Raw genomic sequence first — 16662 nt, 5'->3', positions numbered from 1 at the left:
GCAGAATCCTGGACTGATCCGATGTCGACAGAAATGATTCCGGACGGGCACGGTATTGCCCGAATCCCGCCGCCGCATGGAACGGCCCTGGCCTTCCTGACGCTGACATTCGGCACATTCGTCGTGGGCACCGGCGAGTTTGCGATCATGGGGATGCTGCCCCAATTCGCCGCGTCGCTTCATGTATCGGAAGCCGAGGCCGGCTATGCCATTACGGCCTATGCGCTGGGGGTGGTGGTGGGGGCGCCGCTCTTTACCATTCTGGGGGCGCGGCTTTCACGCCGGGAGCTTCTGCTGGCGCTGTTCGTCTTTTTCTGCTGCGGGAATTTTCTGAGCGTCATGATGCCGACGCCGGCGCTGGTCGATGGTGCCCGCTTCATCGCCGGCTTGCCGCATGGGGCCCTGTTCGGGATTTCGGCGCTGATCGGCGCTTCCATGGTCGATCGGTCGCGCCGGGGATGGGCGGTTGGCCGGGTTCTGTCGGGCATTGCGATCGCCACCCTGATCGGGGCGCCGTTCTCGACCTTTGCCGCCGATCATCTCGGCTGGCGGATTGCCTATGCCGTGATCGGGCTGGCCGGCGCCGTGACCCTGCTTGGCGTGTGGCGGTATATTCCGGCGGACCAGCCCGACCGGGCGGTGACGCCGCTGGGGGAATTGCAGGGGCTGGCCAATGCGCAGGTGCTGCTGACCCTGCTGACGGCGGCCATCGGTTTTGGTGGCATGTTCACGCTCTATACCTTCCTGACCAGCATCCTGAACAACGTGACCCATGTGCCGGAATGGATGGTCATGGTCTATCTGGTGGTCTGGGGCGCGGGCATGCTGGCGGGCGCGAATGTCGGGGCGTGGATCGTCGATCGGAACCTGAACGCGGCTGTGCTCATCGCGCTGGTCGGCAGCATCGTCACCATGCTGGTGCTGCCGTTCGTCCTGCATAGCCGTATCGGGCTGATGGCCGATGTCTTTCTCGTGCCGACCTTCTTCAATGCGCTTGGGCCGGCGTTGCAGACACGATTGATGGATTTCGCCGGCAATGCGCAGACCCTGGCAGCGTCGCTCAATCATTCCGCGTTCAACATCGCGAATGCGCTCGGCGCGGTGCTGGGCAGTGTGCTGCTGGCCCATCATTTCGGTTATGACGCGCTTGGCATGGGTGGGGCCCTGATGTCGGTGGGCGGGCTGCTGGTCTATCTGCTGGCGCTGCTTGTCCTGAAAGTGCGCAACGCCCAGTCTGCCTGAGAGCCTGACCGAAAATGCGCGCTGGCGGCGATCCGACGCGCGTTTCCTGTGCTTCGCGGCGGGCGGCCAGCAAGGCCGCTCCGCTCCGACGCTCGGAAACACACGCCGGGCGCGGCCCGTTCCGGTCCGCTCTCGCTCGCCAGCCCACATTTTCGGTCAGGCTCTGAGAGGCCGGCTGCCGCCCTTTACCCCAAGGCGGCGGCCATCTCTGCCAGTTTGGCGACCGTGTTCATGTTGCGTGCGGTCCCGGTCTTTTCGCCGGGGAGGCGCAGGCGGGTCTTCGCCATGCCTTCGGGATAGAAGACGAATAATTCACGTTGGCCCAGGCGGACCTGTTCGTCCTTCGCGCCGGTGGCGCCTTCCATTGCGTCGGCCGGCAGGGGAGTGTCGACGAACAGGGCCATGACGCGGTTGCCCGGTCGGTCGGGGAACGGGTTTCGGGCCACTGCAGCGGCGATCTCGGATGCGGTTCGGACGATGACGCCCACGCGCTTGCCGCAATGGGCATGGAGTCGGTCTTCGAGTGCCGTGCGGACCTGTTCTTCGGTTTCGTCGCTGTGGAAGACGACGTTGCCGCTGGCGATATAGGTTTGCACGCGCGAGAACCCGGCCGCCGCGCAGAGTTCGGCCAGATGCGTCATCGGCAGCTTTCCGGTGCCGCCGACATTCACCGCGCGCAGCAGGGCGACATAGGCTGTCATTCGTTCTCTCCCTTCATAGCCTGACCTGAAATGTGGGCTGGCGAGCGAGAGCGGCCCGGAACGGGCTGCGCCCGGCGTGTGTTTCTGAGCATCGGAGCGGAGCGGCCTTGATGGCCGTGAGCACCGAAGCACAGGAAACGCGCGCTGGATCGCCGCCAGCGCGCATTTCAGGTCAGGTTCTCAGGATCGGGCCACCCGGTGCAGCCATGCGGCTGCGGCCAGCGCGCCGGCCAGCAGCAGCAGCGTGAAACTGGCGACCCCGTTCCATCCCAGGCCCGTCCACCACCAGCCGCCGATCGAGCCGGCGATGCTGGAGCCGAGATAATAGGCCAGCAGGTAGAGCGACGTTGCATGCCCCCGGTCGATGCGCGCGAGGCGCCCCACCCAGCCGCTGGCCACCGCGTGGGCGGTGAAGAAGCCGATCGTCAGGAACACGATGCCGAGGAAGATGCAGGGCAGGGCATGCGGCAGGGTCAGCATGATTCCGGTTGCCATGATCAGGATGCCGGCCGTGAGCACGCGCCCGCGCCCCATGCGGTCGGACAGCGCGCCCGCGACCGACGAGGAGACGATGCCGAACACATAGACCGAAAAGAGCAGGCCCAGCCGGGTCTGGTCCAGATTGTAGGGCGGGGCCATCAGCCGGTAGCCGGCATAGTTGAAGATGGTGACGAAGCTGCCCATCACCGTGAAGCCGACGGCATAGAGCGCCGGCAGTGCCGGGTCCCGCAGATGGCGGGCCCAGGATGCGAGGTGGTGGCGTGCGTTCAGCCCCGGCCGGCGGACGAAATTGCGCGAGGGCGGCAGCAATGCCAGGAAGCCGAGAGCGGCGAGCAGGCCGGCGACGCCGATGATGGTCATGGCGGCGCGCCAGGAGAACGCATCGGTCAGGATGCCCGTGCCCACGCGGCCGATCATGCCGCCGAATGCGGTGCCGGCGACATACAGGCCCATTGCCAGGCCGAGTTCGCGCGGGTGGATCTCCTCGGCCAGATAGGTCATTGCCACGGCCGGCACGCCGCCCAGCACGAAGCCCTCGGCCATGCGGGCTGCCAGCAGGGCCGGCCAGACCGGTGCCCAGGCGGCGGCGATGTTCAGCACGGCCGACAGCATCATGGACAGAGCCATGATGTCGCGCCGGCCGAGGCGCTCGGACAGGGCGGCGGCGAGCAGGATGGCGACGGCGAGGGCGCTGGTGGACAGGGAGAGCGACAGCGAACTGCTGGCCGCGCCGATGCCGAACTGGCGGGAGAAGACCGGCAGCAGCGGCTGCACGCAATAGAGCAGCGAGAAGGTCGCGAAGCCCGCCAGGAACAGGGCGAGCCCGGCGCGCCGATAGGCCGGGCTGGCGCGGGTGATGAATGTGCCGGCATCCGCCGGAGCAAGGGGCATGGGGGCGTCCGATCGAGGGTTCAGAACTGGTCGTCGGAGGCTGTTTGAAAAATGCCGCTGCTGGCAAGCCCTGTGCGCGTTTTTCCGCGCCGTGGGCGGGATGTTGGCGAGGGCGTTACGGCACGGGATCTACAGGTTTGGGCCGCGTCTTTTCCCGTGTGGGGCGCTGTTGGAGCGGCGCTCTCTTCGCTGTGGCATCGCGGCTGCCGGGGGATTCAATTTCGTGCGAGCCGCGCGATTGCGAGCGGGGTGAGTGCTGCGGTCAGCCGATTATGGCCATCCGGCTGACATCGACCAGCCCGTGATCGGTGATCTTCAGGTGCGGCACCACCGGCAGGGGCAGGAAGGCGAGTTGCAGGAAGGGTTCTTCCAGCGTTACGCCCATCTCCCGCGTTGCGGCGCGCAGGATTTCCAGTTGCGCGCGCACGGTCTCGAACGGTGCGTCGCTCATCAGGCCGGCGATCGGCAGGTTCAGTTCGGCGCGGACCGTGCCGTCCTCGACGATGACGAAGCCGCCGCCGGTTTCGGCCAGCCGGTTGACCGCCGTCGCCATGTCCGAATCGTCGACGCCGACGACGCAGATATTATGCGCGTCATGGCCGACCGACGAGGCCAGGGCCCCGCCGCGCAGCCCGAAGCCCTGCACGAAGCCCCGGCCGATATTGCCGTTCAGCCCGTGTCGCGCCACCACCGCGACCTTGGCGATGTCGCGGCCGATGTCGGGCAGGACGCGGCCTGCGGTCTCGGGCAGGTCTTCGGTCAGGAACGTGGTGATGATCTGGCCGGGGACGATGCCCATGACCGGACGGTCGGCGCCGCTGCCGGTTACCGTGAAATCCTCCGCCGTGACCGGCCGGTCGAGGATGATGCTGTCGCGGCCGGGGGCCGGGATCGGCTGGCGTTCGTCCAGCGCCGGCCCGATGGGGCGGCCGCCGGCCAGCACGTCGGAGACCGTGCAGCGTTCCAGATCGTTCAGGAAGACGATGTCGGCGCGTTTGCCCGGCGCCAGCATGCCGCGATCGGTCAGCCCGAAGGCGCGTGCCGCCGTCAGGCTGGCGGCGCGATAGGCGGCCAGCGGCGGCACGCCGCGCGCGATGGCGCTGCGGATCAGGAAGTCGATATGGCCTTCATGCGCGATTTCCAGCGGGTTGCGGTCGTCGGTGCAGAAGGCCAGGAAGGGCGAGGTCTCGACCGTCAGCAGCGGGGCGAGCGCCGCCAGGTCCTTGCAGACCGATCCTTCGCGGATCAGCACCGTCATGCCCTTGCGGATTTTCTCCAGTGCCTCGTCGGCGCGGGTGGCCTCGTGGTCGGTGGAGATGCCGCCTGACAGGTAGCCGTTCAGCTTCTTGCCGCCCATCAGCGGGGCATGGCCGTCGATATGGCGGCCCGCGAAGGCGGCCAGCTTGTCCATGCAGTCGGGCGCGCCGGACAGCACGCCGGGCATGTTCATGAATTCCGCGAGGCCGATGACCTTGGGGTGGTTCATCAGCGGCGTCAGATCGTCCGCCATCAGGACGGCGCCGGAGGTTTCGACCGGCGAGGAGGGCACGCAGCTCGACAGATTGACGCGCAGGTCCATGACCATGCGGGTCGCGGCGTCGAGGAAATAGCGCAGGGCCGGGACGCCCAGGACGTTCGCCATTTCATGCGGGTCGCAGATGGCGGTGGTGACGCCGTGGGGCAGCACGCAGCGCTCGAATTCGAACGGCGTGACCAGCGAGGATTCGACATGCAGATGGGTGTCGATGAAGCCGGGAACGACGATGCGGCCGCGTCCGTCGATGACGTTGGGGCCGTCGTACCGGTCCAGCGTGCCGACGATGGTGTCGCCGCAGATGGCGATATCGGTCTCGATCAGCGCGCCGGTTACCAGATCGAACAGCCGGACGTCGCGGACGACCAGATCCGGTGCTTCAGCGCCGCTGCCCTGGCGAATGCGGCGGGCGATCAGGTCGGGAGAGATGCTTGCCATGTTGTTCTTAAACACGGACAGGCGGTGGCGTCCATTATATCCGTGTGGTGTCCTGGCCGGCACGGGGAGGCAAGGGCGCGCGCGCGGTCGTGATGTCGGGCATGGCCCACAGGGCGATGCCGCCTATCAGGGCCATGACGATGACATACAGGGCCGGCGCGGTGGGATTGTGCCCGACCAGTGCCGAGACGCAGGCCGGTGTCAGGCCGCCGAAGACCGCGTAGGACAGGTTGTAGGAGAAGGACAGGCCGGAAAAACGGATCGCCGGGGGGAAGGCCCGCACCATCGCGATCGGCACCAGGCTGACATAGCCGGCGCCGATGCCGGCCAGGGCGGCGAGGGCCATGAACCATGAGGGATGGGCCGGAGCCACCGCGTACAGCCCCCATGCCCCGGCGATGAGCAATGCGATCACTGGTGGGATCGTGCCGCGCAGGCCCCAGCGGTCGGTTGCGGCCCCGATCGCCACGGAGGCGAGGGTGATGCTCAGCGTGGCGATCAGGCTGGCGCGCATGGTGCTGGCGGGGGAAAAGCCGTGCAGGCTTTGCAGCAGCGCCGGCATCATCAGCAGCAGGACGACGATCGCGGCGGTGAGCGTCCAGGTGCCGATCACCGAGAGGATGATCGCGCGGCGGCTGGCGCGCAGCACGGTGAGCAGCGGAGCCTGCCGTGCCAGCATGTCGTTGGCCTGCATTTCGGCGAAGACCGGGGTTTCGTGCAGCCAGCGGCGCAGGCGCATGGCGACCAGCCCGAATATGCCGCCCAGGATGAATGGCAGCCGCCAGCCCCAATCGGTGATCGCGGCGGGCGGCAGGGCCGCATTCAGGCCCAGCGCGACCAGAGAGCCGATCAGCATGCCCGCCGTGAGGCCGCCGGTGAGCAGGCCGCAGGCCAGGCCGGTATGCCGGGGGCTGGCATGTTCGACGACGAAGACCCAGCCGCCCGGCGCCTCGCCGCCCATGGCGGCCCCCTGGGCCATGCGCAGCACCAGCAGCACCAGCGGCGCGCCGATCCCCAGCGTGTCGAAACCGGGCAGCAGGCCGATCAGCAGGGTGGGGGCCGCCATCAGCAGCACGCTGAAGGCGAACATCTTCTTGCGCCCGTGCAGGTCGCCGAAATGCGCCATGATCACCCCGCCCAGCGGCCGCGCCAGATAGCCGGCGCCGAACAGGCCGAAAGTCTCGGTCTGGCGCAGCCAGTCGGGCTGGGTGGCGGGGAAGAAGTGCTGGGAGATGATCTTCGCGAAATAGGCGAAGATGACGAAATCATAGAATTCCAGCGCGCCGCCCAGTGCGGCAAGCATCAGCGTGCGCAGGTCTTTCCATGTCAGGCTGGCAGTGTGGGACGGGGCTGGGGAGAGGGGCATCGGGGGGCTTGGTTCGGTGGAAGGTGATTTGGTCTGTCTGACACGGGCCGTGTCCGTAACACTTTGTCAAGAGACGGACATGCGCGTGATACGGCAAAGAATGTCTTGCATTCCGGCCATGAAGACCTTGAAACTAGGGACGGCCTCCTAAAAAAAGTGGCCCGTGCGGACGCAAAAAAAACAAGAATGTGGGTCTTCACAATGGTTGATACAGGCATGACCCGTTCCGAGGAACGGTTCATCCGCTGGTCTTTCGGGACCTATTCCGGCAGCAATCCCTCGCTTTCGGCGGGCATCATCCTGCCGACATGGAAAAGCGGGCCCTTGGCGGGCCAGCCGCGCATTCCGGCCTCGATCCGCGACCTGGTCGCACGCGGTCTGTTGCGGGTCGCGGCAGACGAAGGGCCGCCGCGTGCCTATTTCACCTCCACGGGTCTCGGCGCGGTGCGGCGCATGTTCATCAGACCACGGTTCGATACGCAGCGTTACGTTCATCTGTGGCGCGAAGTGGAACATCGCGGAGAGTGCGAATAGCCTCGGTCCGGCCTCTGGATTTATCCACAGAAATGGGGACAATCCTGTGGGCGATGTCGGGGAAGATGGTCGGACGGATCGGATTCCGGCAGGTTGGCGCACGTAATGTTGCGACCCGTTCCGGAGGAGGGAGCCGCATGGTGCCGGTCGATCACATTCCGATTGCATTCTCGGCCAGCGTGCCGGAGGACCGGCGCGCCGACGTGCGGGCGGCGGCGCATTTCCGCCGCTGGCTGGAGCAGGCGGCGGCGCGCTTCGACCTGCGCGGTGTCGTGGTGCGGGATGTCGTCTTTTTCGGGGCGCGGGTGGGGTTCATCCTTGTCGAGGCCGATGCGTGGCATGAGGGGCGGAAGGTGCCCGGCGCCGCGCTGTTGCGTGGGGATTCGGTCTCGGTCCTGGTTGTGCTGCATTGCCCCGGTCACGCGCCGCGAACCATCCTGACCTGCGAGCCGCGTCTGCCGGCGGCCTGTCCCGACCTGCTGGCGCTGCCGGCCGGGATGGTGGATGGCGGCAATCTGGTCAGCACCGCCTTGCGCGAACTGGCCGAGGAAGTCGGCCCCGACCTGGCCGTGCCCGCCGATCGGCTGGTGGAACTGACGACGGTGTGGCCGTCGCCGGGCGGCTGTGACGAGGCGATTACCCTTTATGCCGTGGATCTGGATATCGGCGAGGCGGCGATGCGGGCCCTGGACGGGCGGCGGACCGGGAACGCGGCCGAGCATGAATCGATCCGGCTGCATGTGGTCGAACTGGATGATATTCCGCGCATCGGCCGCACGGATGCCAAGACCCTGCTGTCCTATCACCTCTATCGGGCCGGGCAGTCTGTCCAGGGGTTGGTGCCATAGCCCCATGGAGGCAGGTCACTGCCTGCGGGGCATTCTCTTTCCGGTGGGATGAAGGAGGAACAGGGTGACGCTCTGGCGGGGCAGGGAAGCATGCAGCCGGGCGTTCGTGTAGCGGGAATTCGCCAGGTGGACGATCCTGTTATCCGCCAGTTGCCAGGTTTCCACCTTGCCGTTGTCGGACAGATGGGCCAGCGACAACGAGACGTCGGCCATGGTGTCGAGCTGCTTGTTGATGACCATCACCGTCGCCGCGCCGTCCCTAGTGCGCAAGGCGGCGAAGGCGGAAACCTGATCGGCATCGGGTGCTGTGGCCTGGATGCTCGTCTCCCCGAATCCATCGCCCCGGTCGTTGTAATTGCGATAGAGTTTCATAGCCTTGTAGACGGGCGTTCCCGCTTCGGGAGCCGTCCAGCGCATGGCGATATCGAGCTTTTCCCGGCCGAAGATGCCCAGGAGATCGGCCTCGGTCGTGGCGCCGTTCATCAGCTTTTCCCCGCCCCAGCTATACTCCGTGAGCGCAATGGGGGTGCCGGGGTAATAGTACTGGTCGACCCACTGCCGCATCAGCGGAATCAGGGCGACCACGCTATTGATCCAGGTCGGGTCCTTGTAGTGCTGATCCCATAGGTCGCGGGTCGAACGGTTGCGGGCGAGTGCGACGGTCGGGGAATCGGAATCCGAAAATTCGCCGCCTTGCGGGTAGAAATGCAGGCTGAAAACATCGATCGGATGGCCGGCGGCTTTCCATTGCGTCAGCAGCCATGGAACATAATCCAGGCCGTGTGTCTGGTTCTCCCGATCGGGTGCATGTGCCAGACCGTGCTGCGTGCGGTATTGCTGGTCGAAGCCGCTATATTGATAGCCCGTCCAGCCCCATTCCTCGGGCCCTACGACCAGCCCATGTGGATCGGCGCTTTTTATCGCCTTGGAATAGAGAATGCCCTTGTCCGCGATTTCCTCTGCGTGGGCGCCGACGGGATGGACGTCGTAATGGATGCTGTGCCAGAGGCTCGGTTCGCTATCGAGAAGATAATAGCGGATGTCGCGGGCGCGGAAACGGCGCGCCAGTTGCCGCACGCGGGCGTGTTCGTTGGCCGGGCTATCGGGGGTTTGGGCATCGTTCGGGTCGGCGTGGAGGATGGGCGTGCCGTCGGGGGCCCGGCCATTTCCCGCGTCGGGAAACCATTGGGCGTCGTGCGCCTGCTGCGGCCCGTATTTCGCGATGGAAAAGCTGGCGAGGCGCGTACGGTTCGGGCCGAGTTTCGTCGTCCAGCCGATCATCGGAATCGTCACCATGGGTATGGCGCCGCCTTTCCTGGCCGTGGCGATGAAGCGTGGCCCGAATTGGAGGGTTGCGTCATCTGGTGGACATGGCAGGCTTTCGTAAAACCAGTCGGCACCGGCATTGCGGGCATCGAGCCGCCAGTTGTACGTACTGGAATTGTTGCCACCGGCACGGGTGACCGGTGCGCGAAGATCGTGCAGGACAGTGGCGGAACCGAAATCGACGCCGTAGATCAACGGGCTGATCGGATGGCGGTCCGCCGCCGCGTCGACGGTGATCTCGACGGCGAGCGGTGTGGCGGCGCAGGCCTGCGTAATTTGGAGAGCGCAGGCGGTCGCCAGGGCAATGGCCGCCTTACGCATCGGTTTATCGATCATCATGGCGACTTAACCGTGGCCGGTCTTTGCAATGACGGTTCCAAGGCCTTCGAGCAGGGGCTGCAATGTTTCGTCGTCGGGGCGCCAGCGCCCCACGGCGGTGCGATAGAGCGGTTTGCGGACCTGGGCGACGCTTGATGTCCTGACCACACGCCGGGTTTCGTGAAAGCGCAGGCAGGCATCGTTCCATGGCAGGCCGCAATAGGCGATGATGCGTCGCGCATTGGCTTCGAAATCCTCGATGATGTCTTCGTATTGGACGTCCAGGATCGCATCTGGGGGCAGGACCTGCCGCCAATGGGCCATCTGCTCCTGATATTGACGATGATAACGGCCGAGTTCGCCCAGATCGAACGTAAAATCGAGATTGTCGAAGGAAATCGAGAAACAGGACATGCAGGTGTCGATCGGATCGCGGCAGGTGTGGATGATCCGCGCATTGGGCCATAATTGCCGAATGATTCCGATATGGAAAAAATTATCCAGCATCTTGTTCGAGATGCGTGCCGGCGGATGGTCGTCCGTCCAGTCGTGCGCCAGCCTGTCCAATCGCTGGAGATAGTCTTCGGCGATGGCGTGCCGGTCCGGCTCGGTCAGGCAGCCCAGAGGGGTACCTATCTTCCAGGCAGGAAAGCGTCTGGCGGCATCCTGAAGGGTGTCGGTCAGCGTGCTGACTTCGCCGGCGCCGTAGATTTCCGGATGGCTTGCCAGGATCTGCTCGACCAGTGTCGACCCCGATCGGGGCATGCCGACGATGAAGATCGGGCGTGGAGAGGGGTGGCCCGTCCCGGCAGTTGCCGCCATGGCTTCGGCCGTAAAATGATCGCGCACTGCCTTTGCCGCCCGGGCGACCGGCTTTTCGTCATAGGGTACGAGGCGGCGACGGAGTGCATTCGCTTTCAGCAGGTGGTCGAATGATTCCTGATTCCGGCCGAGATCGGCCAGCGCCTTGCCCAGGGCGAAATGAAGATTCATCCTGCCGCGGTCATCAAGTGTTTCTTCGCGTTCGGCAAGTGCGCGCATGGCCGCCAGCGCGGGATCGTCGGGCGCCAGTTTCGTCAGGCGCGCGAGGGCGAGATAGTGGTTCGGCTCCTCCGGTGCCAGGGCGATGGCCTGACGCCGGTGGTCGATCGCCGCGTCGATTTGTCCCAGTTCCTGGAGGAGCTGGGCCAGAACGGCGTGGATCGGCGCGTCGTCCGGCCGCAAGGTGCAGGCCTGTTGCAGATGGTGGACAGCCTCGGCATGGCGCCCGGCTTTTCGCAGCAGCGTTCCTGTTCCGGCGTGGATGGCATGCAGGCTCGGGTCCTGCTCCAGAACGGATCGATAGCAGGCGATCGCCTCGTCGAGACGATCAAGCTCGACCAGGACCTGAACCAGATTGCGCGCCGCGTCTGGACAGGCGGGCGTGTGGGCCAATGCCGTGCGGAACTGCTCGGCGGCTTCTTCGTGCCGGCCGGCTGCCCGTAGCGCATGGGCCAGGCCGGTAAGGGCGGACATATCCTGCGGATCGGAGGCCAGGGCGGCGCGGTGGCGGGCGATGGTTTCCATGCTGGCTTCGATGGCCAGGACTGCGCGGTATTGTTCGATATTATCCCTGCCGTGGCCGCGCGCCGACAGGGCCTGCTTGAGGCGTGCCAGCGCGCTGGGGAACGCGGGGCGCAGGTCGATCGCCTTGCGGAAGCTGTAGATCGCTTCGTCGATTCTTCCGGATTCATGCAGCGCCAGGCCGAGCGTGTTGAAGGCATCTGCATTGTCGGGCAGCACTATCGTGGCGCGCTGGAGGAAGGGGATCGCCTGTGCGAACTGCTTCCGCCATGTGCGGATCGTGCCCATAAGCAGCAGGGCTTCGGGATGATCCGGCACCTGGGTGAGGCAGGTGGTGGCGTACTGGATGGCATTTTCGACCGCCTCTGCCATTTCCGCTTCTGGTGCCGGTATGCCTGTTCCGATGGGAACGGCAGCAGGGAGCGCATCTGGCCGCAGGCGACCAAACGCGCCATTCTCCTGGCCAGGCTGGATATTGAGGATATTCTCGTCGGCTTCCTGCATCTTGCCAGGATAGTTGTTTAGGCTGGCATTCCTGTCAATCGGAGCAGGCGTTCTGTCCACGCCCGCCAGCTACCACAGATAGACGAATTTTATGTAATAGGCGTTGGTTTCGGGGAGGTTTCGTCCTTCGACGGAATGCGCGTAGCGGAAGGTCAGTGAACTCTTCTTGCTCAGGTTGAACATGATGCCTGTTCCAAGAGCTACCTCGCGCGCGTTCGAGTTCTGTACATATTGGTTGAACGTGTTGTCGTAGAGTCCTCCTGTATTCTGCCAGTCGAAGGCGAAGAAGGGCTCCATCAATGCCGAGGCTTTCCATCCGAAGCGCAGGTTGCTGAAGAAGGATTGGCCGGCCGTGTAGCTGTGCTGCTGGCGCAGATGTGTGGATGTCGCGGCGACTGTCGCGCCGAGGTCGCCGTCAAAGCTGAAATGTTTCCATTCATAGTCGAACAGGAAGCTCGTGATGTTCGTCCAGTTATGGGATGCCAGTGCGTCGCGGGTCGCGCTTGGTGACTCCATGAAGGTCTGGAAGCCGAATGTGCTGTGGGCGTTGGGCTTGAACCAGGCCGCGAAGCCCGGGATGGTGGTGCCGAGGCCGCCATAACTCTGCCCATTGGCGAGAACGTAGCTCGATGCCTGGATCAGTTCGAAGGCGAATCCGACATTCGGGATGGCTTCGAAGCTGCGGAAATGAACATATTTCGTCAGGCCGGTCCAGGTGTGGCTCCCACCGGTTGGAACGCGCGCGCCGGAACTGTCATAGCTGTGGCCGGCGGCGTTTCCATCGCCGTACTGGACGAGGACGTTGAACGGATCGAAATTGACCGGCAGGTCGTATTCGTGGGGTCCGATGACTGCGAAGGTGATGTCGGATGCGTGTCCGGAACGGACATATCCCAGGGCGAGCAGGCAAATGGCGCCTGCGGAGATGGTTTTTTTCAGATTGCGTATCGTGCGCATGATGAAAGCCCCCGAACGGCGTCGAAACGCCGGGTAGCGGTATCACGGCCCGGAGGGCGAGGGACGGTACGGGCCGCCCTTGAGGCGCCGGCCGTCTGGGCCGGCGCCATGCACTGCGGGATGTGGTGTCGAACGAGGTGGCGTATTGCCCCTGGTCGGAACGTGGAGCATCGCGCTCCGCGTTCCGTGGCCCTTGCGGGTCAGTTCGTGGCGGGGGTACTGGCCTCGGGCGTTTCCGCCTTCAGGTCGTAGGCGCGCTTGATCAGGTAGTCGTGGATCAGGCTGATCTGTTCGTCGGTCAGCACGCCGTCATAGGAGGGCATGCCCAGTTGCTGGAATGCGCCTTTCACGATGGAGGCGAACATCTGGTGCTGCCCGGACGAGAGCCTGCGCAGGTCCGGCACCACGCCGCCGGACACGGCATTGATGCCGTGGCATTGCGAGCAATGGCCATTGAATTCGGCCTTGCCCTGCGTGATCTGCTCGGCGCTTGCTGTCTGGGCCGGCGGTTCGGGGGTGGGCAAGGGGGCGAAATGGGCCTCGGCCAGCTTTGCGTCGCCGCCCAGCCTGTATGTCAGCACCTGTGCCCATGGGCGTACGCCGGCATCCAGTGATGCCGCGCCCGCAAAGGTGGGGAATGCGCCGCCCCAGCCCACCATGAAGGTGACGTATTGCGCTCCATTGGCCTCATAGGTCACGGGTGCGGCGATGACGCCCGACTGGGCCGGCGATTCCCACAGCTTGTCGCCGTTCGTCGCGCGATAGGCTACGACCAGTCCGTCCGCCGTGCCTTCGAAGACGAGATTGCCGGCGGTCGAGAGCGTGCCGCCGTTATAGATGGTCTTGTAAGGGACTTCCCAGACCTTCTTCTGTTTGACCGGGTCCCAGGCCAGCAGCGCGCCGGTCCAGCTTCGGGCCCATTTTTCCATGTCGGCCGGGTCGTCCTTCATGTCGGCCGCCGCGACGCCAAGCTGGTAGAAATGCTTCTTGTTGGAGATGTACTGGTAATCGGGTGTGTTCTCGTACGTCACCGCGAAGACATGTTTGGGGATATAGACCAGCCCCGTCTGTGGGTTGTAGGACATGGGCTGCCAGTCGTGGCCGCCCCAGAAGCCCGGGCGGACCAGCACCTTGCCCTTTTTCAGCCAGTAGCTGGCCTCGCCGGTGAAGACGGGGCGTCCGGTCTTGAGGTCGATCTTCGACGCCCAGTTGACCGGTGCGTATTTCTCGGCGGAAATCAGCTTTCCGGTGGCGCGATCCAGCACATAGAAAAAGCCGTTTTTCGGCGCCTGCATGATGACCTTGCGATCGACGCCGTCGATGGGCAGATCGGCGAGGATCATGTGCTGAGTTGCCGTCATGTCCCACGCATCGCCCGGTGTCGTCTGGTAATGCCAGACATATTTCCCGGTATCGGGGTTGATGGCGACGATCGAGGAGAGGAAGAGATTGTCGCCCTTGGCCTGGGAACGCAGCGCGTAATTCCACATCGAGGCGTTGCCGGTGCCGATATAGAGCAGGTTCAGTTCGGGATCGTAGGCCATTGAATCCCAGGCCGTGCCGCCGCCGCCCTGCTTGAACCAGGCATCGCCGGTCCAGGTCTTGACCGCCATCTGGAGTTCCGGCGTTTCCTGTGGCCTGGCCGGATCTCCGGGCACGGTATAGAACCGCCATGCCTGCTGTCCGGTCTCGGCGTCATAGGCGGTGATATAGCCGCGCACGCCGAATTCCGCTCCACCATTGCCGATGATGACCTTGCCATGGACGATGCGTGGCGCGCCACTGATGGCATAGGAGCGGGAGTGGTCGGCGATCGTGTCGGCCTGCCACACGGATTGCCCGGTCCTGGCGTCGATCGCGATCAGGCGCCCGTCATTCGTGCCGACATAGACACGGCCTTTCCAGACGGCCACGCCGCGATTGACGGCGTCGCAGCAGAATTCACCCGCGCGGGTCATGTCCTCATGCGGGTCAAATTTCCACAGCAGTTTGCCTGTCGCGCCGTCCAGGGCATAGACGAGGGCGAAGGAACCCGTGGTGTACATCACCCCGTCGACGACGATTGGCGTTGCCTCGACGCCCCGGTTGTAGTCCAGCTTGTACTGCCAGGCGAGACCGAGATTCTTGACGTTGCCGTCGTTGATCTCCTTCAGGGGGCTGAAGCGCTGCTCGTCATAGGTGCGTCCGGTGGACATCCAGTTGCCGGCTTCCTTGTCGGCATTGACGATCCGCGTGCCATCGACGTCGGCAGGGATCGCGGCGGCATGGAGCAGGGGGGGCGATCCGCACAGCATGGCCAGTGAGGCGGCGCAGGTGAAGGCGAGACGCGGCCAGCCGCGAGGTGCGGCGTGCCGGCATGCGGCAGTCGGTGAAACGATGATGGTCATATCTGAATCCGTTTTATTCTTGTTCTAATGGATTTCTTTGGGGTTGTTTGTCTTATGGTGTTCCCTGGAGGTACACGACGTGTGTTTCCATGAACTCGTACAGACCGTGCTTGCCGTCCGCGCCGCCGATACCCGACTTTCTGCGGCCGGCGTGGAAACCCTGCATCGCTTCGAAATTTTCGCGATTGACGTAGGTTTCGCCGAATTTGAGTTCGCGGCATGCTTTCAGAACCGCGTTGATATTGCTGGAATAGATCGAGGAGGTTAGTCCGTATTCGGAATCGTTCGACAGGGCGATCGCCTCATCGAGGCCTGAGACAGCCATGACGGGGAGGACAGGGCCGAAGGTCTCGCGCCGCATCACCTCCATATCCGATGTTACGTTTGCCAGCAGCGTGGGCTGGTAGTGAAAGCCCGGCTTCGTGTCGCAGGCCTTTCCGCCCACGACGATCTCGGCCCCTGCGTGCCGGGCATTTTCCACGATGCCGGCGATGCGTGTGACGGCCGCGCGATTGATCAGTGGCCCCATGTCGAGCCCGGATTCCCGCGACGGATCGCCATAGCGCGTGTTGGCGAAGAGATTTTTCAGACGGGCGAGAAGGGGTTCATATACCGCCCGATCGACATAGACGCGTTCGGCACAGTTGCAGACCTGCCCCGTATTGATGATGCGGGAGGCATGGATGGCGCGTGCCGCCAGATCGAGGTCGGCATCGGCCAGCACGATGGCCGGGGCCTTGCCGCCAAGCTCCAGATTGACGCGCGTCAGGTTGCACGCCGCCGTTTCCATGATCTTTACACCGGTTGCGACACTGCCTGTAAATGTCACCATATTGACGCCGGCGTTGGACGTCAGGCTGTGTCCGCAGACGGCTCCTGTTCCGCTGACCAGGTTGAAGACGCCTGGCGGCAGATCGGTTTCGGCCACCAGGGCCGCGAATTCATGCGCATTGATCGGCGTTTCCTCGCTCGGCTTGAGCACGATCGTATTGCCGGTCACCAGGGCCGGCCCGACCTTTCGCGCGATCATGAAGAACGGGAAATTCCAGGGCAGGATACCAGCCACGGTGCCCAGAGGCTTGCGCATCAGCAGGATCGTTTCCGCCACGCGGTCGCTTGTCAGCACTTCGCCTTCCAGGCGGCGTGCCCATTCGGCCATGTAGTCGAAATAGTCGGCGGCGAACGCCACCTCGGTTTCCGCAAGGCTGCGGATCTTGCCCTGTTCTTCGACGATGATTGCGGCCAGATGATCTCGGCGTCTGCGAATGCCGGCTGAAATCTGGCGCAGATAGCCGGCCCGCTGGATTGCCGGCAGTTTCTCCCATGATGGCTGTGCCGCGATGGCGGCGGCAACGGCTTCGTCTACCGTCGCCGCGTCGCTATTGGGAACATAGCCCAGCAGGTCTCCATTTGCCGGATTGTGGACTTCCAGCGTGTCCGTCGCATGGTCTTGGAATGTGCCTCCGATATAATTCAGGTAGTGCCGGGGAGAGAGGGAGGTGACGTCGTTCGACGTTCGTTGATTGTTGGGCATCCTTGGTTCCTCCAGCCG

General features: G+C 64.4%; 12 protein-coding genes. 3 read left to right on the top strand and 9 right to left on the bottom strand.

Annotation, left to right across the window (positions count from 1 at the left end; genetic code table 11):
* The first annotated feature begins 21 nt into the window (after nucleotides 1-21).
* The gene (locus ACMAUO_RS13380; protein ID WP_420357480.1) at nucleotides 22-1242 is read left to right on the top strand and encodes an MFS transporter; all 1221 of its coding nucleotides are present in this window, start codon (nucleotides 22-24) and stop codon (nucleotides 1240-1242) included.
* A gap of 185 nt (nucleotides 1243-1427) precedes the next feature.
* On the opposite strand, the gene ACMAUO_RS13375 is transcribed toward ACMAUO_RS13380, so the two are convergent.
* The 4 genes from ACMAUO_RS13375 to ACMAUO_RS13360 form a co-directional block, all read right to left on the bottom strand.
* On the bottom strand, nucleotides 1428-1943 hold the full coding sequence (locus ACMAUO_RS13375; RefSeq protein ID WP_420357479.1) for a DUF1697 domain-containing protein: 516 nt from the start codon (nucleotides 1941-1943) through the stop codon (nucleotides 1428-1430).
* A gap of 180 nt (nucleotides 1944-2123) precedes the next feature.
* Complete coding sequence (locus ACMAUO_RS13370; RefSeq protein WP_420357478.1) at nucleotides 2124-3335, bottom strand: MFS transporter; 1212 nt, start codon at nucleotides 3333-3335, stop codon at nucleotides 2124-2126.
* A gap of 262 nt (nucleotides 3336-3597) precedes the next feature.
* Entirely contained in the window at nucleotides 3598-5307 is a 1710-nt protein-coding gene (ade, locus tag ACMAUO_RS13365) for an adenine deaminase (RefSeq protein WP_420357477.1), read from the bottom strand.
* 34 nt (nucleotides 5308-5341) lie between these two features.
* Nucleotides 5342-6673 (bottom strand): MFS transporter, encoded by a 1332-nt coding sequence (locus ACMAUO_RS13360; protein WP_420357476.1) that lies wholly within the window; start codon nucleotides 6671-6673, stop codon nucleotides 5342-5344.
* A gap of 216 nt (nucleotides 6674-6889) precedes the next feature.
* Between ACMAUO_RS13360 and ACMAUO_RS13355 the strand changes: the two genes are divergently transcribed.
* Nucleotides 6890-7207, top strand: a complete 318-nt coding sequence (locus ACMAUO_RS13355; protein WP_420357475.1) for a hypothetical protein — start codon at nucleotides 6890-6892, stop codon at nucleotides 7205-7207.
* Between the two features lie 137 nt (nucleotides 7208-7344).
* The gene (locus ACMAUO_RS13350; protein WP_420357474.1) at nucleotides 7345-8055 is read left to right on the top strand and encodes an NUDIX domain-containing protein; all 711 of its coding nucleotides are present in this window, start codon (nucleotides 7345-7347) and stop codon (nucleotides 8053-8055) included.
* A 15-nt stretch (nucleotides 8056-8070) separates the two neighbouring features.
* On the opposite strand, the gene ACMAUO_RS13345 is transcribed toward ACMAUO_RS13350, so the two are convergent.
* From ACMAUO_RS13345 to aldA, 5 genes are all read right to left on the bottom strand, one after another.
* Entirely contained in the window at nucleotides 8071-9720 is a 1650-nt protein-coding gene (locus ACMAUO_RS13345; protein WP_420357473.1) for a glycoside hydrolase family 44 protein, read from the bottom strand.
* Nucleotides 9721-9726: 6 nt separating this feature from the next.
* Nucleotides 9727-11634 carry a tetratricopeptide repeat-containing sulfotransferase family protein gene (locus ACMAUO_RS13340; protein ID WP_420357472.1) on the bottom strand — a complete coding sequence of 636 codons (1908 nt, stop codon included), beginning with the start codon at nucleotides 11632-11634 and terminating at the stop codon, nucleotides 9727-9729.
* Nucleotides 11635-11835: 201 nt separating this feature from the next.
* On the bottom strand, nucleotides 11836-12723 hold the full coding sequence (locus ACMAUO_RS13335; protein WP_420357471.1) for a transporter: 888 nt from the start codon (nucleotides 12721-12723) through the stop codon (nucleotides 11836-11838).
* A 200-nt stretch (nucleotides 12724-12923) separates the two neighbouring features.
* Complete coding sequence (locus tag ACMAUO_RS13330) at nucleotides 12924-15110, bottom strand: PQQ-dependent dehydrogenase, methanol/ethanol family (protein WP_420357470.1); 2187 nt, start codon at nucleotides 15108-15110, stop codon at nucleotides 12924-12926.
* A 52-nt stretch (nucleotides 15111-15162) separates the two neighbouring features.
* Nucleotides 15163-16644 carry an aldehyde dehydrogenase gene (gene aldA, locus ACMAUO_RS13325; protein ID WP_420357469.1) on the bottom strand — a complete coding sequence of 494 codons (1482 nt, stop codon included), beginning with the start codon at nucleotides 16642-16644 and terminating at the stop codon, nucleotides 15163-15165.
* Between the last annotated feature and the right edge of the window lie 18 nt (nucleotides 16645-16662).

The sequence above is a fragment of the Gluconacetobacter brunescens genome (assembly GCF_048695475.1).
In the GTDB taxonomy this organism is placed as follows: Bacteria; Pseudomonadota; Alphaproteobacteria; order Acetobacterales; family Acetobacteraceae; genus Gluconacetobacter.
The sequence above is the reverse complement of the archived record's forward strand: the minus strand, read 5'-3'. Positions and strand labels throughout refer to the sequence as shown.

Bases quoted from the DNA above. Each gene is read 5' to 3' on its own strand.
- ACMAUO_RS13335 (WP_420357471.1), bottom strand. From the start codon at position 12,723: ATGCGCACGATACGCAATCTGAAAAAAACCATCTCCGCAGGCGCCATT.
- ACMAUO_RS13355 (WP_420357475.1), top strand. From the start codon at position 6,890: ATGACCCGTTCCGAGGAACGGTTCATCCGCTGGTCTTTCGGGACCTAT.
- ACMAUO_RS13370 (WP_420357478.1), bottom strand. From the start codon at position 3,335: ATGCCCCTTGCTCCGGCGGATGCCGGCACATTCATCACCCGCGCCAGC.
- ACMAUO_RS13360 (WP_420357476.1), bottom strand. From the start codon at position 6,673: ATGCCCCTCTCCCCAGCCCCGTCCCACACTGCCAGCCTGACATGGAAA.
- ACMAUO_RS13340 (WP_420357472.1), bottom strand. From the start codon at position 11,634: ATGGCAGAGGCGGTCGAAAATGCCATCCAGTACGCCACCACCTGCCTC.
- ACMAUO_RS13345 (WP_420357473.1), bottom strand. From the start codon at position 9,720: ATGATGATCGATAAACCGATGCGTAAGGCGGCCATTGCCCTGGCGACC.
- ACMAUO_RS13375 (WP_420357479.1), bottom strand. From the start codon at position 1,943: ATGACAGCCTATGTCGCCCTGCTGCGCGCGGTGAATGTCGGCGGCACC.
- ACMAUO_RS13350 (WP_420357474.1), top strand. From the start codon at position 7,345: ATGGTGCCGGTCGATCACATTCCGATTGCATTCTCGGCCAGCGTGCCG.
- aldA (WP_420357469.1), bottom strand. From the start codon at position 16,644: ATGCCCAACAATCAACGAACGTCGAACGACGTCACCTCCCTCTCTCCC.
- ade (WP_420357477.1), bottom strand. From the start codon at position 5,307: ATGGCAAGCATCTCTCCCGACCTGATCGCCCGCCGCATTCGCCAGGGC.
- ACMAUO_RS13380 (WP_420357480.1), top strand. From the start codon at position 22: ATGTCGACAGAAATGATTCCGGACGGGCACGGTATTGCCCGAATCCCG.
- ACMAUO_RS13330 (WP_420357470.1), bottom strand. From the start codon at position 15,110: ATGACCATCATCGTTTCACCGACTGCCGCATGCCGGCACGCCGCACCT.